Source organism: Tritonibacter mobilis F1926 (assembly GCF_000376545.2).
GTDB classification, from domain to species: Bacteria; Pseudomonadota; Alphaproteobacteria; order Rhodobacterales; family Rhodobacteraceae; genus Epibacterium; species Epibacterium mobile.
On the sequence record NZ_CP015230.1, the window covers coordinates 386203 to 403983 of the forward strand.

Below are 17781 nucleotides of genomic sequence, written 5' to 3' on the forward strand. Positions count from 1 at the left end.
TGCAGCAAATCTCAAAAATTGCATGTTTTTTGTGCAGATCAATGGAGGTTTGAGATTCGCTGCGCCGCAGCAAAGATGCATATGCGGCTTTACGACAGGGCTTTCAGCTTCGCGACATCTGCCGAAATCACGGACCAGTGTCATGACGCATTGGCGCGAATTCTTGTCGGATCACCACGGGCGCGCGCGCTGGCAAAGCAGGACGCTCATGCAATCCACACGCGCATTTATGCTGCGGTGGCAACCAAAAGGTACAGTGTACCGCTTTTCCAACAGAGAGGACTCACCGTCATGCCGCTTAAACCTCCTTTGACGGAGCTAGAGATCAAAACTGCCGATAGCGGGTTTTACAAAGGCTTTACCAAGGATGTGACCATCACGGCCAAAATCCTCGTCGCCGCCTTGATCTTGTGGGCCGTGGCCTTTCCCAATCAGGCGGCAGGTGTGCTGTCGCATCTCAACGGGGTGATCCTTGCCAGTTTCAACTACTGGTATGTTTGTGTTGTGGCCTTTTTCGTGGTGGTCAGCCTTGGGCTTGCGATCTGGCCCACATCGGGTCGTTTGCGGCTTGGTGCAGAGCATGAGAGGCCGGAATTCTCGGCGTTTTCGTGGTTCTCGATGATGTTTGGTGCCGGCATGGGGATTGGTGTTTTGACCTATGCCACCGGAGAGCCGATCTATCATTTCCAAAACAACCCCGATGTCATCAAGGGGCTGGTCGAAGGAGGCAGCGCAGAAACGGTGCGTTCGGCCTATAAATGGGCCTTCTTGCATTGGGGGCTGTCACCTTGGGGGGCCTATGCGTTGACCGGTCTGGCGTTGGCATTTTTTGCATATCGCCGGGGGTTGCCGCTCACGATCCGGTCGGCGCTCACACCTTTGTTCGGGGATCGGCTGTCGGGATACGCGGGTCACGCGGTGGATGTGGTTGCGGTCATTGCAACCGTGCTTGGCGTGGCGCAAACGCTTGGTTTTGGTGTCGAGCAATTTGTCGCGGGCCTCAGCCGTATCGGGTTTGGGGACTGGCTTTTGGTGACAGAGGCCGACGGCACGCAAAAGGCCTCTGTGGTGGCGATCGTGCTGTCGCTGGTGATCATCATGGGCGCCTCGACCCTTTCGGCTCTTTCCGGCGTGGGCAAGGGGATCAAGTGGCTCTCCAATATCAATATGGCGCTAAGCTTCTTTCTGCTCGCCTTTTTCCTATTTTTTGGCTCGACCGTGTTTGGTCTCTCTGCGCTGGCGACCGGGATTTATGACTACCTCGTTGCGTTTCCTCGCATGTTGTTCACGGTCTGGAGTGATGATGGCACTGCCACCGGTGCCGCTCTAGAGAGCTGGCAAGGCAGCTGGACCATCTTTTACTGGGCATGGTGGATCGCATTCGCGCCATTTGTCGGCCTGTTCCTTGCCCGAATTTCACGTGGACGCACCATCCGCGAGTATGTCTTTGGTGCGATGTTGGTGCCGTCCGTGATGTGTTTCGTCTGGTTCGCCCTGATCGGCGGCACTGCCATCGATCTGGAGCTTTCTGGTGTGGCAGAGGGCGCAATTCTTGGTACGGGGCTCTCCGATCAGCTTTATGCAACGCTTGCGGTTTTGCTGAGTGATGGGCTCGCCTGGGCGTTCTCGGTCGTGGTGGCGATCCTGTTGATGACCTATCTGGTCACCTCGGCAGATTCTGCCGTGTTGATCATCAACACCATCAATGCCGCGGGTGATGAGGGGCCAAAGGCACGGCCACATATCATCTTTTGGGGGGCGGCACTGGCGCTGGTTGTGGGGGCCTTGCTGATCATCGGCGGGCTTGGTGCAATTCAGACCGCAATGATCATCGGCGCATTGCCATTCTCCGTTGTGATGGCACTGATGGGGGTGGCTTTGATCAAGGCGATCATCCGTGACAGCATCCGGGGACGCGCGGGGTTGCCTGTGACTGCGGATCAGATTGCGGGCGAGTAAACCTTTCAGGTTTGAAACCCGCGCGCCGTCGCAGGCGGTGCTTGGTGAAAAGGCAATGTTACTGACCTATTGTTTCGCACACGAAACAATAGGTCAGTGGGCATTCCGCATGATTATCAATGTGTTAAGCGGGCGTTGTCGCTGCGTGCCACAGGGGGCCGGGCGGGCGAATCTTGATCGCCACATGTCTGGCGCGTCAAGCCTTGGCCTGCGCAGGCAAAGCCTCTATCTCTTCTTGTAACAAAGAGAAAAGGATCGCTTATGCCTGCCTCGCAGCCCGAATATGTCATCGCGCCACCGCCACAAGCCGCATTACCCATTGCGGGCAGCGCGGCGGTCTTTCCCGTGCGCCGGGTCTATTGCATTGGCCGCAATTACGCTGCCCATGCGATTGAGATGGGCCATGATCCTGACCGCGAACCTCCTTTCTTTTTTCAGAAAACCCCCGACAGCCTCGATACGTCTGGCCGTTTTCCCTATCCGGTGATGAGCAATGACGTCCACCACGAGGCAGAGCTGCTGGTTGCGCTGGGCAAGGGAGGCCAGAGTATCGCGCAAGAGGACGCGCTCGATCACGTCTGGGGCTATGCGCTGGCGCTCGACATGACGAGGCGTGATTTACAAGGCGTCGCCAAAAAGGCGGGCCGCCCATGGGAAATCGGCAAATCCTTCGAACATGCTGCGCCCGTGGCCCCTCTGACCCCGGCCAGCACGCTTGGCCACCCTGAGGCGGGTGAGCTGACGCTCATGGTCAACGGAGAGCCACGCCAGCAAGGCGACCTCAACCAGATGATCTGGAAAATCCCGGAAATGATTGCGCATCTGTCGCAGTATTACACATTGGCCGCAGGCGACGTGATCCTGACCGGTACGCCCTCGGGGGTGGGGCCGGTGGTGCCGGGCGACAGGTTAGAGCTGACATATGAGGGGCTTACACCGCTGGTGGTGCAGGTGACCTGAAGCACGGATTACCTCAGATAAAGTAGCATATCGGCTATTGAGGAGAGCGCAGGCGCGCGGCCGTCAGGCCGCGCGCCTGCGCTCCGGTCGGATGCGTCAGCATTCGAAACCCCTTGAGGTATCTGGCGGGATGTCGGGTCTGGGCAGGGCACGTGTTTGAAAATCTCGGAACCCAGAAGCGCAGGTCGCGTTCCCTCATAGACCGATGGCGCGCATGTGATCCGGGGCAAATGTGTCTGAGGGTTTCCACGCTGCAGATCAGACCCTATGTCTGGACAAACGACACCGCGCTCAACTTAGAAGAGGGACATATGACTGTTGAATTCGAAGCGGCGCGGCTAGGGCCTATCCTGTATTATCGGGGGCTCAAGGGAGACGCGCTGCAGGTTGCAGCAATGGTCTTGCTCCCGATTGGCGAAGAGCCCGATCTGTTGGAAGTGGGTGACGCACAGCATAGGCCAAAACTCTTGCGAGAGATCGGCCGCAACGCCATCTGGCGCTATGATTTCACCCTCACACAAAGCAACGGCACCTATCACCTCGGCGATCAGAGCTATAGCGTGCAGACCGACCTGACAGGCGACATGCGCATCGCCTTTGCCTCCTGCAATGGCGAGGAAGAAGGGGATCTGGACCGCGATCAGGAAGAACGCAACCTGATGTGGGCGCATATGTGTGACGAGCATCGCCGCGCGCCTTTTGCGCTGCTTTTGCAAGGGGGCGATCAAATCTACGCCGATGAGGCCACGCAGGGCCATCCCCTCAGCGAAGACTGGCCAGACAAAGTGGATCGCCCCCGCAACGCCGAAGAACTGGAGGATCTGGCGGAACATTTGCGCCAGCGCTTTGCCGAGCGTTATGTGCAGGCCCTGTTTGGCGAGGCACCAAGATGGATTATGGCACGGGTGCCAACACTGGCGATTTGGGACGATCACGATATTTGCGACGGCTGGGGATCGCTCTATCGGAGCAAAACCTACTCAGAAGTGGGCCAGCGTCTCTACCGGGTGGCACGGGAAATGTACCTCTTGTTTCAGCACGCCGCCATCGAGGCCGATATCCCCGATCTGTTTCTGGATAAGACCGGCACCTCGCTTTCGTGGCAGCGGGCCTTGCCGGGGGTGACATTGCTGGCACCGGATTTGCGCGCTGAGCGGGGACGGCGTCAGGTCATGGGAGCCTATGGCTGGTCCGCCACCGAGGCCATGGAGCCGGGCACGGAGCATACTTTCCTGATCTCCAGCGTTCCTTTGCTGGGGCCGCGGCTCTCGCTGGTTGAGGGGCTCATGATGATGATCCCGACGATGCAGAAATACGAGGATGACCTGCGCGACCAGTGGCAAAGCCGTGCGCATCGCGACGAATGGGTGCGGATGCTGAAACAGGTTCTGAAGTGGCGCGAGACTGCCCCGGTGACGGTTCTGTCGGGAGAAATCCACCTTGCCACCCGCGCGGAGATGGGCCCCGATGAGATGCGCGTGCATCAGCTTGTGGCTTCGGGCATTGCGCATCGCGCGCCGCCACAGGGCTATGCGCGCAGTCTTGGCACGCTTGCCGGTCTGGGCGATGCGCCGGTGTCGGGGCATCCGATCCGCATCCATCCGCTTCCGGGGCAAAAACACCGCTACACCGCAGAGCGCAACTATCTGGAACTGCGGCGCACCGGCGGCACTTGGCACGCGGTCTGGCACCTCGAAGACAGCGGCGACACCGAGCCAATGGCGCTGGAATAGCGTCACAGTGGCGTAACAGGTGCTTTCACCTTTGCGAAATTTTTCTGAATTTTTCCTTACTTTCTGCGCGGGGTTTCACGCTGCGGAAGGCAGAGGTTAATAAATCTCCTGCATCTTGTTCCTGCGTCGGGGTGGCGCATTGGGTGAGTGACCTTTGCGCGCATCGGACCCGGAGTGGTCCGGTGTTTTGCAAGGGCAGGGGACATTTGTGAATGACTGAAATCTCAGAGAGACGTGCGGGAGGCCGGTGCGGCTTTGTGAACTGCCTTATGGTGGGCGCTTTAGCGATCATGGCACTGGTTGGTCCCGCGCAGGCACGACTGCCAGATGACGCAGATCAGGCAACGCACCATAGTCTGGGCGTACAAGATGAATTGGGCGATCGGCGCGCGGTAAACGCGCCCGAGGTTCAAATGTCACCGCTCGACTGGCGTTGTCAGTCGGTTTGCGACGAAAGCGGCCATATGCGTCAATCCTGCCTGATGTTGTCTGATCCCCGCCTGAGCGGTCTGGGGCAGAGGTTGGACCATCTGTCGAAATCCAAACCGAGCCTGAAATCTCTGGGAGATCTTGGTCTTACCGACCTCTCACAAGCGCCGGGGTGTTGAGCTGCGCGCCCCCTTTGGGGCGCGCATCACCGGAGTGCTAGCTGCGCGCATAGGCCTGCAAGGCCGCGCGGGTGCCATTGGTCCAGATCACAGAGAGCCAATGGCAAAAACGCTCTGCAAAGCGGGTGTCTTGTGCAATGTCGCCGTAGTATTCCGCCTGTTGAAGCCATGCGGAGGGGGCAGATTTTGCGGCGAACGCGGCTGTCTGCAATTCCTGCCACTTTGGATCATTGGCTGCGATTTCGCTGCCGTCCTCGCGCGTGCCGGCGCACATCCTTGCCCAGAGCGCTTCAACCAAGGCGAGGCCATCAATGCTGGCATTCGCCACCAGCGCATCGCGCAAAATCGGTAGCACAAAGCCCGTGTGCCGTGACGAGCCATCAAAGGCCACGCGTCGGGTGGTGTCACGGATTGCAGGATTGGAAAACCGCGATGCAATCAGCGCCACATAGGCTTCGGGTGTGATTTCTGGCACCGCATGCACATAAGGCGCGATCTCTTCGGTTTCGACTTTTTCGAACAAAGACCGGATATCGGCGTCTTCCATACAGTCTGCGATGGTAGCACAGGACAACAGCTCGCCCGCGTTGGCGATCACCTGATGGCCTGCGTTGAGAATGCGGATTTTCATCGTCTCATAGGCATGTACCGCATCGGTGAAGGTCGCCCCCACCTTGTCCCAATCGGGACGCCCGGCGCAAAAACTGTCCTCGATGACCCATTGGCGGAAAGGCTCATGCGTGACAGGGGCCTGATCGGCGACGCCCATCTCTGCGGCTTTTGCAATCTCCGCCGGGCCGGTGGCGGGGACGATGCAATCCACCATGGAGTTTGGAAACGTGCAGTGCGCCGCGATCCAATCCGCAAGCTCTGCATCCACGGCGCGCGCAAGGCCAAGCACGGTCTGGCGGGTGATATCGCCATTTCCCTGCAGGTTGTCGCAGCTTTGCACGGTGAAAGGCCCAGTGCCTGAGGCGCGGCGCTGTCCAAGGGCCGCGACGATCGCCCCAAAGGCTGTGCGCGGCGCATTGGGGGTGGTGATATCGTGCTGAATGTCGGCATGCGCGAGGTCAAAACCGCCTGCAACCGGGTCTTGGTAATAGCCGCCTTCGGTGACGGTCAGCGCCACGATGCGGATCTCGGGGCGGGCCATGGCGGCGATCAGCGCGCCGTTTCCGTCCTCAATCGGCAGATAGTCGATCATCGACCCTACAACCTCGGCCGAGGTTGTGTCGGGGGACAATTCAATCAAGGTGGTGAGACAATCCTGTGCCAGCAAACGCGTGCGCATCGCGGCATCATAGGGGCGCACGCCCGCACCAAGGATCGCCCAGTCTTGAGCCTCTCCCTGTTGCATCAGCCGGTGCAGATACCAGCTCTGATGGGCGCGGTGGAAATTACCAAGCCCGATGTGGACGATACCGGGAGTCAGCGCCGTGCGGTCATAAGAGGGGCGGGCGATGGTCTCGGGCAGGGCGGCGAGAGTGTCATTTGAAAGGGGCAGAGTCGTCATCAGCTCATCCAGTGTCCGCGTAGTGTCATGCGGTGATCCTCAGGCCTTGCGCGTCAAAGCGGTGCATTACTTCCGTGCGCGGGGTGAGGCTGACCCGGTCGCCATGGCGAAAACCCACCTCGCCGTCGGCGCGCACGGTGATCGTCTCTGCCAGCCCGGTGTCATGGATGTGAAAGAAGGTGTCGGATCCCAGATGTTCAGACACGCCAACCACGCCAGACCAAGCGCCACCGCTGTCGCTGATCGCGATATGTTCGGGGCGGATGCCAATGGTGTGGGCGTCGTATTTTGCGGCCTCAGACCCTTCGATGAAGTTCATTTTTGGCGAGCCGATGAAGCCTGCAACAAAGAGATTGCGGGGGCTGTGATACAATTCCAGCGGGCTGCCGACCTGTTCGATATGACCGGCACGCAGCACCACGATTTTATCGGCCATGGTCATGGCTTCGACCTGATCGTGAGTCACGTAGATCATTGTTGTGGCAAGCTTTTTATGGAGTTCGGAAATCTCCATCCGCATGCCTACACGCAGTGCCGCATCAAGGTTTGAGAGCGGCTCGTCAAACAGGAACGCCGCAGGTTCGCGCACAATGGCGCGGCCAATGGCGACGCGCTGGCGCTGACCACCCGATAGCTGGCCGGGTTTGCGCTCCAGATAGTCGGTGAGATTGAGCGCCTTGGCCGCAGACTCGATCCGGCGGTTCTGTTCCGCTTCGTCGATGCCTGCCATTTTCATCGGAAAGGCGATGTTTTTGCGCACCGACATATGCGGATAGAGCGCATAGGATTGAAACACCATGGCAAGGCCGCGTTTGGCGGGCGGCGTCATGGTGGCATCCTGACCGTCGATGCGGATCTGGCCGGAAGTCACATCCTCAAGCCCGGCAATCAGCCGCAGGAGCGTGGATTTACCGCAGCCCGAGGGGCCAACGAAAACTGTGAATTCGCCGTCTTCGATGGTCAGGTCCAGCGGCGGGATGACCTCTGTTGCACCAAAACTCTTGGTGACTTTGTCGAGTGTAATACGTCCCATATTTCGTCGTCCTTATTTCACAGCGCCAAAGGTCAGGCCGCGCACAAGTTGTTTCTGGCTGAACCAGCCAAGGATCAGGATCGGCGCGATGGCCATGGTGGAGGCCGCGCTGAGTTTTGCGTAAAACAGGCCCTCGGGGCTGGAGTAGCTGGCGATAAAGGCCGTAAGAGGCGCGGCCTTGGCGGCCGTCAGGTTCAGCGTCCAGAAGGCTTCGTTCCACGCAAGGATGATGTTCAACAACAGCGTGGAAGCGATGCCCGGGATCGCCATCGGCGTCAGCACATAGAGGATTTCTTCTTTGAGGCCTGCGCCATCCATCCGCGCTGCTTCGAGAATTTCGCCGGGGATTTCCTTGAAATAGGTGTAGAGCATCCAGACGATGATCGGCAGGTTGCACAGCATCAGCACGATGATGAGGCCAGTGCGGCTGTCGAGCATCCCAAGGCGGATGAAGATCAGATAGATCGGGTAGAGAACACCCACCGCAGGCAGCATCTTGGTCGAGAGCATCCAAAGCAGGATATCCTTGGTGCGTTTGGAGGGCACAAAGGCCATCGACCACGCCGCCGGGATTGCGATGATGATGCCAAGCACGGTGGAGCCGCCCGCAATCGCGATCGAATTCCACAAAAAGCGCATGTAGTCAGAGCGCTCCTGCACCACGGCGTAGTTTTCCAGCGTCCAGTCAAAGAAGAACAGCGGCGGGTCGTTGATCGCCTGCGCCTCGGTCTTGAAGGAGGTCAGGATGGTCCAGAGGATCGGGAAGAAGATCAAAAGACCAACCGCCCATGCGGCGACGGTGTTGATCGCCTTGCGTTGTTGGGTCACGGAACGTGCCATATCGGTGGTCCTCCCTTACGCGTCGAGGTTCTTGCCGACGATGCGCATCAGGAATGCGGCAACGATATTGGCAAGGATGATGGCATAGACACCGCCGGCAGAGCCGAGGCCGACGTTCTGGCTTTCCAAGACGCGCTGGAAGATCAGATAGGTCAGGGTGCGGGTGCCAAAGGAGCCTTGGGTGGTCACGAAGATCTCGGCAAAGATCGACAACAGAAAAATCGTCTGGATCAGGACCACAACGGTGATCGCCCGGCCAAGGTGGGGCAGGATGATATATCCAAAGCGGGCGAAGGGGCTTGCGCCGTCCATCTCTGCCGCCTCAAGCTGCTCACTGTCGAGCGACTGGATCGCGGTCAGCAGGATCAGGGTCGCAAAGGGCAGCCACTGCCAGCTGACGATCAGGATGATCGACTGCATCGACGCCTCGGAGAGCCAGGAGATCGGCTCCGCGCCGAAGGCTTTCCAAAGATGCGCAAAGAGCCCGTTCACGGGGTCCATGAACATGTTCTTCCAGACCAGTGCGGACACAGTTGGCATCACGAAAAAGGGTGCAATTACAAGGATTCGCACGATCCCCTGTCCCCACATCGGCTGATCCAGAAGCAGCGCCAGCAACACGCCGAAGATGACGGTGATGGCCAGAACGCCGCCGACGATCACAAGCGTTGCCTGCACGCTGGGCCAGAAGGCAGAGGACGAAACAAAACGAATGTAGTTGTCAAAGCCGACCCAACCCAGATCGCCGCCCCGCAGGGGGAGATACTTCTTGAACGAAAACAGAAGGGTCATTGTCAGCGGAACGAGCATCCAGCCGAGCAGCAGGATGACAGCCGGGGCCATCATGATGCGCGCGGCAGAGCGGGAATGCTGGGTTGCCATGGGGGACTCCTCGTCAGATGGGTCAGGCCCATCCAAGACTGCGACAGAGAGAAAAAGGGCCAGGGTTCGCGAGATGCGAAAGCCCTGGCCGAGGAGGAGTGACGTCAGTAGCCTGCGGCTTCCATTTCGTCGGTGGTGAGGGCCTGTGCTTTTGCAAGCGCCTCATCCACGGATTGCTGACCGGCCAGTGCTGCCGAGAATTCCTGACCGACCTGCGTGCCGATGCCCGCAAACTCCGGGATCGCTACAAATTGCACGCCGGTATAGGGGACCGGGTCCACAGAAGGGTTGGTCGGGTCGGCGGCGTTGATCGAGTTCAGGGTCATCTCGGCAAAGGGTGCGGCGTCGAGATAGTTCTGGTTCTCATAGAGCGAGGTGCGGGTGCCCGGAGGCACATTGGCCCAGCCTTCCTTGGAGGCGACCAGCTCGGTGTAGCCCTTGGAGGTGGCCCATTCGATAAAGGTTTTGGCCTCATCGGTGGCGTCGGATCCAGCCGGAACCGCCAGCGTCCAGGCCCAGAGCCAGTTGCCGCGTTTGCCCAGGCCATTGTCCGGTGCCAGAGCAAAGCCGACCTTATCGGCCACGGTGGAGTCGTCAGGGTTGGTCACAAAGGATGCCGCAACTGTGGCGTCGATCCACATGCCGCATTTGCCCTGCTGGAACAGCGACAGGTTTTCATTGAACCCGTTGGTAGAAGCACCCGGAGGGCCGTAGTTCGTCATCAGGTCCATGTAGAAAGTGAGGGTGGTCTTCCATGCCTCGGAGTCAAATTGCGCGGTCCAGTTCTCATCGAACCACTTGGCGCCAAAGGAGTTGGACATGGCGGTCAGGAAGGCCATGTTCTCGCCCCAGCCGGCCTTGCCGCGCAGGCAGATGCCGTAGACTTCGTTGTCCTTGTCGGTCATGCCCGCGGCGGCTTCCTTGATGAACTCCCATGTGGGGGCGTCGGGCATCTCAAGGCCCGCTTTTTCCATCAGGTCGGTGCGGTACATCACCATGGAGCTTTCGCCATAAAATGGCGCGGCATAGAGGTTGCCGTCAACGGTCAGACCACCACGGATCGCGGGCAGGATGTCGTCGGCGTCCCATTCCGCAGGCATGTCGTTGAGCGAGACCAGCCAGTCATTCTTGGCCCAGATCGGGACCTCATAGGTGCCGATGGTCATCACGTCGAACTGACCGCCCTTTGAGGCGATGTCCTGTGTGACACGTTGACGGAGCACGTTTTCCTCAAGCGTGACCCATTCCAGTTTGATGTCGGGGTGTTGTGCGGTGAAATCGTCAGCCAGACCCTGCATGCGGATCATGTCGCCGTTGTTGACGGTGGCAATGGTCACCGTGGTTTCGGCCTGAACGGCGCCAGCCGCCATGACTGCAAGTGCAGATGCCGCACAAAGTGCGTTTCTCAGGTACATCCGTTTCCTCCCTAGTGTCTGGATGTGATGCGATCACGGTAGGGCGCGGGAGGGGTTATCGTCAATAAAATATTTACGCGCGTAAAATTATAATGGTGAGTGATGTGAACTCAAGCACTTAGGGTGTCGCTCAGGCGGAGGCGCGTTTGATCAATGTGCCTTCAAACAGGGTGGTGTCGCGTTGCTCTGCGCGCTCACCCGATTCGATCAGCTTGAGAATCGCCTCAACGCTGCGGGTTGCGATGGCGGAATAATCCTGTGCCACGGTGGTGAGCGGTGGGCAGGTGAAGCGCGCATAAGGGTGGTCGTCGTGTCCCGCGACACGCAGGGCGCAGCCCGTCCCTGACCCAACCCGAAGTCCGCATTCATAGGCGGCGGCCAGGAACCCAATCGCCAGACGGTCATTTGAGCATAGTACAGTGTCAGTGGTCAGTTGGCGCGTGCGTATGGCCTCCAACCCGCCTTGGTAGCCAATGTCTTCAAAGTCCCATGTATCGCCTTCGATCTGGATCAACTTGGGCTCTAGATCCAAGGCTTCCATCGACTCAATATAGGCATTGCGGCGTTTATAGGCATTGGGGTTGGTGGGTGTCCGCATCTCAAAGAAAATCGGCGGCTCGCCTGTCTCAAAGAGGTAATTCACCATCATTTTAATGCTTTGAGGATTGTCGAGACCAAAGAAGGCTTCGCCCAGATCGCCAATGCTGTTGTCAAATAAAACGGTTGGCACATCAGCACAGAAGCGTTCGATCGCGGCCACGTCAGAGTTGCGACCCAGCGGGGCCAGCAAAACCCCGGCCGGTCGGATTGAGCGCAGTGAGTCGAGGTTTTCGATCTCTTGCCCGGTACCGCCATGAGAGCTGAGGAGGATCGGGCGGAAGCCACCTTGAATGACCAGATTTTCGATCACGCGTGCGATCTCGGCAAAGAACGGGTCGGCGAGGTAGGGCACAACGATGCCGATATTCTTGGTCAGCCGCCGATTCTGGTTCATCGCGTAGATGTTGGGCTGATAGTCATAGGTCTCTAGAGCGGCCTCAACCTTTTTGCGGGTCGAAGCGCGGACACTCTCGGGGTCGTTGAAGTATTTCGAAAGAGTGGGTCGCGAGATGCCGCTGACGCTGGCCAGCTCTTCCATATTGCGGATTTTTGACTCTGACATGGCCCCTCCTGATCACGACGCCACCCGAAATGCGTGCAGCACTCTCTCCGTTTTCGCGCCAATAGTGCGCTCAAATCTTTGCGGGCGCAAACTTTTTGCAAGGCACGTTGAAGGCTGATCCCTCGTTTTAACAAAAAACGCAAGGCCCCGACATCACATGCACGGGAGCCTCGCGTTTGCCTGTCTGATGTCTCGGGCGAAGTCAGGCCGAACGGGCAGCAGTGGGCGCATCATGTGCGTCACTGTCCCACGAGGAAGGGGCATCTGCGCTCATCGGGGTGTCGATCTGAAAGCGCCCGGTCACGCGCGAAAGCGTGCGGGCCTCGCTTTGCAACAACTGGCTGGAGGCGGAGGCTTCTTCGGCCATTGCAGTGTTCTGCTGGGTCACGGAGTCCAATTCACGGATGGCCGCATTGATATCCTCAAGCCCTTGCGATTGGTGCTGCACCCCACCTGCGATTTCCGAAATCAGGTCACTCACGGATGTGACTTGTTCAATAATGCTGGTGAGTGCATTGCCGGCTTTGTCCACCATGGAGACCCCGTTTGCCACATGCTCTTCGCTGGTGGAGGTGAGGGTTTTGATCTCACCTGCGGCTTCGGATGCGCGGCGCGCAAGGTTGCGGACTTCTGAGGCGACAACAGCAAATCCGGCGCCTGCCTCGCCTGCGCGGGCGGCTTCAACTCCGGCATTTAGGGCAAGGAGGTTGGTCTGAAACGCGATGTCGTCGATCATATTGATGATCTTTGAGATCTCAGAAGACGCCTGCTGGATCTGATCCATCGCCGCAACGGCAGAGCGCACCACTTCGTTGCTTTGTTCCGCTTCGCGGCGCGTGCCACGCATGGTGCTGTCGACCTCGGTCGCCTTTTCTGCGGTGTCGCGCAAACGCTGGGTCAGATCCTGCATCGCGGTTGCGGTTTTCTCCAACGTGGAGCCCTGGCTTTCGGTGCGTTCAGCCATTTCGTTGGCAGAGGCGCGCTGCTCTTGCGAGAAGCGGTCCACATGCCGGGCGGCTTCGACCACCTCGCGCAGGGAATTGCGCAGGTTTTGCAGACTGTGATTGTAGTTTTCCCGCAGGGTCTCATAGTCAGGCGAGAAGGGGCCGTCGATTTCACAGATCAGGTTGCCATCCTGAAGCTGCGACAGGGCGTGGCTCATTTCCTCGACCACATAGTCGGTCTCGCGCTTGGCTTCTTCTTCTCTGGCTGCGGCCTCATCCGCGAGCTTCAGTTTGTCGCGAAACGTGTCGAGGCTGCGGGCAAGGTCGCCAAATTCGTCGCCACGGTCCAGCCCGGAGATGGCGATGTCGTAGTCTTCCTGCGCCAAGGCATTGGTGGCGTCGCGCAGGTGGTGGATCGGCCGGGTCACACGGTTTGCCGCGGCCCAGGAGACGCCGATGGACACTACAACGGACGCGCCAATCAGCGACAGGACCATCCATCGAATACGGTAAATCATCGCAAAGGCTTCGGCATCATCGGTTTCCATGACAACCGACCAGTTAAACCCGTTGAGTGCCAATGGGATCACGACGGCGGCAGCGGGTTCGCCGGATGCGGTCTGCGTTTGCGCGAACTGACCGGCCTCGCCCTGACTGGCGGCGGTGATATGCGGAGCGTCTGGAAGTTTGCTCAGCATTTCAAAGGCACCGGGGATCATGCCGGGGCTTTTTGCGGTGCCATCGGGGCCAACCAAGAAGATGTTCTCGTGCCCGTCTGCCTCAAGATTGGCGCTGAGGGCGGATTGCACAAAATCGGTGCCAATACGCACCGCGATTGCGCCGACGGGCTGGCCGCGTTTGTTCAGGATGGGGGAAGCAAGGAAGGCGCCGACGCTGTCAGCAGGGCTGTAGGCGGAGAAATCCTCCACGACGACGCTGCCGGGTTCTGCATTCAGTGCCGCCTGTGCCACGCGGGCCAACGCGCTGTCCGCGAGCAGGTCGCCGGTGATTTCTTCGGCGAAATCTCCATTCTTTTGAACCGTGTAGGCGACAAGCCCCGCCGGGGTGATCAGGTAAATATCAGAATAGCGGTTGAGCGTGGCTGTTTGTACGAATGTCGGGTGATAGGTGACATGGGATTGGCTGTAATAAGAGCCATCACCCGGGTCCACGAGTTCTGCGCGCTGGTCTTCGGCGTTGGGATTGTCGGTGATGAAGTGTTTTTTCAGGTAGCCGATCTTATCATCCGCCTCCACCATGCCGATCACGCGCTCAAAATTGTTGATTGCGCGAAACGTGGTGGGCAGGGCGGCGAGATTTGCCACATCGCGCTGTGCTGCGCCAATGCTGAAACTGAGCGCCTGCGCCCCGGCTTGTGCCTTGGAGGCTTTGGCGGAGGCGACATTTTCCCGGATGCTGCGTTCTGCCATCGTATAGATCAGGAACGACACCGTCACCACAAATGCCACCGTGAGGGCGACCATCAGAACGGGTAGTTTGAGCTTGAGTGAAACACTCGAAGGTTTCAGCAACACAGGGAGTTCTCCTTACGGCAGGGCAGTGCGCATCCCCAAAGGGTTGCATATGTTTCCTAATATTCTGTTTTGCGGTCTTCGCCCGCGTTCTGCGGGCGGCGAAGGGGCTGCTACGCGGACTCGGCGTTGTTGATGCGACCGTGTTGCGCGATCAAATGGGCGAGCGTGTTGAGATCAACAGGTTTCCCAAGCAAGGCGCTGATCACATCTTCGGTCAGGTTGGGATCAGAGAGCTTGCGTGCGAGTGCTGTGACGATGACGATCGGCAAATCCCCATCCGCGGTTTTCGCCGCCCGCGCCAGCTGGCCGCCGTTTTGTCCCGGCATATTGTAGTCGGTCACAAGGAAGGACCACAGGCCCGGATCTTCTTCAATGGCTTCGAGAGCCTCATCGGGGTGCAGGCAGATGCTGACCTCGGCCCCGAGGCGCTCCAGAAAGGCGGCAATCGATTCAGCGACCTGCGCATCATCATCCACCAGCAACACCAACTGCCCGTCGAGCCGCACGGAACCGATGTCCTGTTCGCTGATCCGGGTGAGAGAGTAATCTGAGAGCGGCAGGAAGATTTCCACCCGCGTGCCTTTGCCTTCTTCGGTCAAAAGGCGAATAGCACCGTCGTGGTTCCGTATGATTTCAGCGATTGCCATCATGCCAATGCCACTGCCGCGCTGGCCTTTGGTGGAGCAATGTTCATTAAACAGACGCTCCCGCACGTCGCTGGGAATGCCGCTGCCGCTGTCCTCGACGGCATAACGCGCATAGATCTGGTCCGGGTCGATCTGTCCCACATCAAGCCGCAGATCCATCAGATCAACGCCGGGCAGGCGTTTGAGGCATTGGTGGATGCGACCGGGCTTGTTACCCAATGCGTCCTGAGCGTTTTGCACGAGGTTCAACGCCACACGCAGCAGATCGGACGGCGAGCAGAGCATCTCCATCTCGTCTTCGTCCAGATCCAGCGTAAAGCGTGTGTCGGCAGACAATGCGCTGTGCAGCAGATCCTGAGATTCCGTCAACAAATTGCGCAGGTCGATCATGCTTTGCTGATCGGTGGACATGCCAAGATCAAGGAAGCGGTTGATCATCTTTGCCGCGCGCGAAGATGCCTCGCTGATGCGGTTGGAATAAAGTTGGACCTTATCCGGCGGCGTGCGGTCATTCAGCAAGGCGGAGTGCCCGTTGATCACCGCCAGCAAGTTATTGAAATCATGTGCAACGCCAGCGGCCAGACGGCCTATGCTCTCGTTTTTCTCGAAGTCATGCAGCTTTTGCTCAAAGCTGGTGCGGGCTCTTTCATACTCAATTCGGCGGGTGATGTCGCGCGCCACCACGATGCGCATTTTTTCGTCAATGCGGGTGACGCAGACCTCAAATGTGCGCTCCCCATCCGCCAAGTTGGCCCGCATTTCGATCTGCGCAGAGCCTTCGGTTGCGACCTTTGGGCGAACCTCTGAGGAGAGGCGGGCGACGTCTTCGTCACGAAAGGCTTTGCACCAGCTCTCCCCAATGATGTCGTCGGGATTTTCTGTGCCAAAGATGCGGGCAAATGCCGGGTTGGCATAGTTGATGCGGGCGGTACGCTCGACAATGGCGATGCCCTCGGCGGTGCTGTCCATGGCGGCGGCGCGCTGCTGCAGCACACGTTTTGTGCGCTTGATGTCCGTGATATCTGTGCCGGTGATGACGCGGCCGCCTTCGCTGCTGTCAAAGCTGCGCACAAGGAAAATGGTCCCGTCGCTGCAGGTGACCTCGACCCGCTGGTCACTGTCTTCGACGCTTTTGATAAAGGTGGCGATGGCCTGATGTGGGCGCATCTCGGTGCCGTATAATTCGTGTAGGAGACTGCGCATGGCGGTGTTGGTATAAAGCACCTCGCCGTCGGCGCCGGTTGCCAGGATAGCGCTGGTGACAGCCTCCATCGCGGATTCAATACGTTGTTCGAGCTGATGCACCACCAGCTGCGTTTGCGCGTGTTCGGTGACATCCGTGTGGGTGGCCAAAAGGTAGCGTAGCGTTCCAGAATCGCTGCGGATCGGGGTCAGGCTGATCTCATCGAGAAATGGGGCACCGTCCTTTTTGGTGTTTAGGATGCGGAACCGTCCCCGCTGGCCGTCGGCAAAGGCGCTGCACAGGTTGTCCAGATCCGCGCCGGGGCGAAACCGCTCGGTGATAAACATCATGCCCAGCATTTCAGAGAGTGTGCGCCCGGACATGACCTCATACGCGGCGTTCACATAGACCACATCGCCGCCTTGATCGGCGGGGTTGACCAGCATCACGGGAACCTCGGCATTCTCAAGAACCGAGGCGAGCAGCGATTGGCGGTCGTCCATGCGGATGCCGCGCAGTGCATGACTTGTGATGGCGGTGAGGCGGGACAGAACCTGTGCTTTGCTCTCGTCAAAAAAGCCGGGTTCCTGATGCCAGCACAGCACAACCATGAGTCGGCCGTTCTTGCGACGGCAGGGCGTGGCGATCAAACTGCCCTCGTTATGGCCGGACAGGTTGGCAGCGGCGGGGGTGCGACAACGGCTGAGATCACGGATCTGGCGACGACGCGCGAACCACTCTATTTGCTCAACCTCCAGCGCGCTTCCGCATTTTGGCGGAAACAGCACGGCCGGTTGGCTCTCTGGGCTGCCGAAGTGGCGTTCGCCCACATCGCCGAAGACCAATACCTCTTGCGCGCCGGTGGTGGACTGGAGCGTGTCGCTAAGCGCCTGCAGGACTGTTTCCTGGGTCTCGGCGCTCGTCATCGCCTCAATCCCGTCCAGCATGGCGTTGGTGACATGCAACTCGTGCAGCGTGCCCTCGCGCGGGGGCGCGGGCGCAGTCAGACGATCAGAGGCGTCGTCCTTGGATAAAGGGGCCGGTCGGATGCTCATATGGGCGAGAGTAGACCGGGTATCCTTAAGGATCGGTGCAATTTTCCCAGCAAATTGCAGCAAACCCGCACGGAGTTTCAGGTCTCAAATGCCAAAAGAGGAAGGTCACAAACTGTTTCAATGTTGGGATTGAAAACAGTGGTAGCGGAGGAGGGACTTGAACCCCCGACACGCGGATTATGATTCCGCTGCTCTAACCAACTGAGCTACTCCGCCGCTCGCTGCGTGGAGGCGATTTACGGAATGCCACCGATAGGGTCAAGTGCGAAAACAAAAAGATGCGGAATTTTCAGGAAGTTTTTTCCACGCCCT

At 58.9% G+C, this 17781-nt stretch carries 12 protein-coding genes and 1 tRNA gene; 4 read left to right on the top strand and 9 right to left on the bottom strand.

Going from position 1 to position 17781, the window contains the following annotated elements; translation table 11 throughout:
• Window positions 1–291: 291 nt before the first annotated feature.
• From K529_RS01885 to K529_RS01900, 4 genes are all read left to right on the top strand, one after another.
• Window positions 292–1959 (top strand): BCCT family transporter, encoded by a 1668-nt coding sequence (locus K529_RS01885; protein ID WP_005614357.1) that lies wholly within the window; start codon window positions 292–294, stop codon window positions 1957–1959.
• Between the two features lie 261 nt (window positions 1960–2220).
• Entirely contained in the window at window positions 2221–2919 is a 699-nt protein-coding gene (locus tag K529_RS01890) for a fumarylacetoacetate hydrolase family protein (protein ID WP_005614361.1), read from the top strand.
• Between the two features lie 311 nt (window positions 2920–3230).
• The gene (locus tag K529_RS01895; RefSeq protein ID WP_005614364.1) at window positions 3231–4652 is read left to right on the top strand and encodes an alkaline phosphatase D family protein; all 1422 of its coding nucleotides are present in this window, start codon (window positions 3231–3233) and stop codon (window positions 4650–4652) included.
• Between the two features lie 212 nt (window positions 4653–4864).
• A complete protein-coding gene (locus tag K529_RS01900) occupies window positions 4865–5260 on the top strand; it encodes a hypothetical protein (protein ID WP_005614367.1) in 396 nt (131 codons plus the stop codon).
• Window positions 5261–5297: 37 nt separating this feature from the next.
• On the opposite strand, the gene K529_RS01905 is transcribed toward K529_RS01900, so the two are convergent.
• The 9 genes from K529_RS01905 to K529_RS01945 form a co-directional block, all read right to left on the bottom strand.
• The gene (locus tag K529_RS01905; protein WP_005614371.1) at window positions 5298–6773 is read right to left on the bottom strand and encodes a mannitol dehydrogenase family protein; all 1476 of its coding nucleotides are present in this window, start codon (window positions 6771–6773) and stop codon (window positions 5298–5300) included.
• A 25-nt stretch (window positions 6774–6798) separates the two neighbouring features.
• A complete protein-coding gene (locus K529_RS01910; protein ID WP_046002507.1) occupies window positions 6799–7806 on the bottom strand; it encodes an ABC transporter ATP-binding protein in 1008 nt (335 codons plus the stop codon).
• A gap of 12 nt (window positions 7807–7818) precedes the next feature.
• Window positions 7819–8646 carry a carbohydrate ABC transporter permease gene (locus K529_RS01915; RefSeq protein WP_005640455.1) on the bottom strand — a complete coding sequence of 276 codons (828 nt, stop codon included), beginning with the start codon at window positions 8644–8646 and terminating at the stop codon, window positions 7819–7821.
• 15 nt (window positions 8647–8661) lie between these two features.
• Window positions 8662–9528, bottom strand: a complete 867-nt coding sequence (locus K529_RS01920; RefSeq protein WP_005640457.1) for a carbohydrate ABC transporter permease — start codon at window positions 9526–9528, stop codon at window positions 8662–8664.
• A 104-nt stretch (window positions 9529–9632) separates the two neighbouring features.
• Window positions 9633–10943, bottom strand: coding sequence for an ABC transporter substrate-binding protein (locus K529_RS01925; RefSeq protein WP_005640459.1), 1311 nt, complete (start codon window positions 10941–10943; stop codon window positions 9633–9635).
• Between the two features lie 130 nt (window positions 10944–11073).
• A complete protein-coding gene (locus K529_RS01930; protein ID WP_005640461.1) occupies window positions 11074–12105 on the bottom strand; it encodes a LacI family DNA-binding transcriptional regulator in 1032 nt (343 codons plus the stop codon).
• Between the two features lie 202 nt (window positions 12106–12307).
• Complete coding sequence (locus tag K529_RS01935) at window positions 12308–14584, bottom strand: methyl-accepting chemotaxis protein (protein ID WP_005640463.1); 2277 nt, start codon at window positions 14582–14584, stop codon at window positions 12308–12310.
• Between the two features lie 110 nt (window positions 14585–14694).
• Window positions 14695–17469 carry a PAS domain-containing hybrid sensor histidine kinase/response regulator gene (locus K529_RS01940; protein WP_005640465.1) on the bottom strand — a complete coding sequence of 925 codons (2775 nt, stop codon included), beginning with the start codon at window positions 17467–17469 and terminating at the stop codon, window positions 14695–14697.
• Window positions 17470–17608: 139 nt separating this feature from the next.
• Window positions 17609–17685, bottom strand: a tRNA-Met gene (locus tag K529_RS01945).
• Between the last annotated feature and the right edge of the window lie 96 nt (window positions 17686–17781).

Excerpts from the sequence above, each read along its gene's own strand:
- K529_RS01885 (WP_005614357.1), top strand. The coding sequence starts at position 292 with ATGCCGCTTAAACCTCCTTTGACGGAGCTAGAGATCAAAACTGCCGAT.
- K529_RS01890 (WP_005614361.1), top strand. The coding sequence starts at position 2,221 with ATGCCTGCCTCGCAGCCCGAATATGTCATCGCGCCACCGCCACAAGCC.
- K529_RS01895 (WP_005614364.1), top strand. The coding sequence starts at position 3,231 with ATGACTGTTGAATTCGAAGCGGCGCGGCTAGGGCCTATCCTGTATTAT.
- K529_RS01900 (WP_005614367.1), top strand. The coding sequence starts at position 4,865 with ATGACTGAAATCTCAGAGAGACGTGCGGGAGGCCGGTGCGGCTTTGTG.
- K529_RS01905 (WP_005614371.1), bottom strand. The coding sequence starts at position 6,773 with ATGACGACTCTGCCCCTTTCAAATGACACTCTCGCCGCCCTGCCCGAG.
- K529_RS01910 (WP_046002507.1), bottom strand. The coding sequence starts at position 7,806 with ATGGGACGTATTACACTCGACAAAGTCACCAAGAGTTTTGGTGCAACA.
- K529_RS01915 (WP_005640455.1), bottom strand. The coding sequence starts at position 8,646 with ATGGCACGTTCCGTGACCCAACAACGCAAGGCGATCAACACCGTCGCC.
- K529_RS01920 (WP_005640457.1), bottom strand. The coding sequence starts at position 9,528 with ATGGCAACCCAGCATTCCCGCTCTGCCGCGCGCATCATGATGGCCCCG.
- K529_RS01925 (WP_005640459.1), bottom strand. The coding sequence starts at position 10,943 with ATGTACCTGAGAAACGCACTTTGTGCGGCATCTGCACTTGCAGTCATG.
- K529_RS01930 (WP_005640461.1), bottom strand. The coding sequence starts at position 12,105 with ATGTCAGAGTCAAAAATCCGCAATATGGAAGAGCTGGCCAGCGTCAGC.
- K529_RS01940 (WP_005640465.1), bottom strand. The coding sequence starts at position 17,469 with ATGAGCATCCGACCGGCCCCTTTATCCAAGGACGACGCCTCTGATCGT.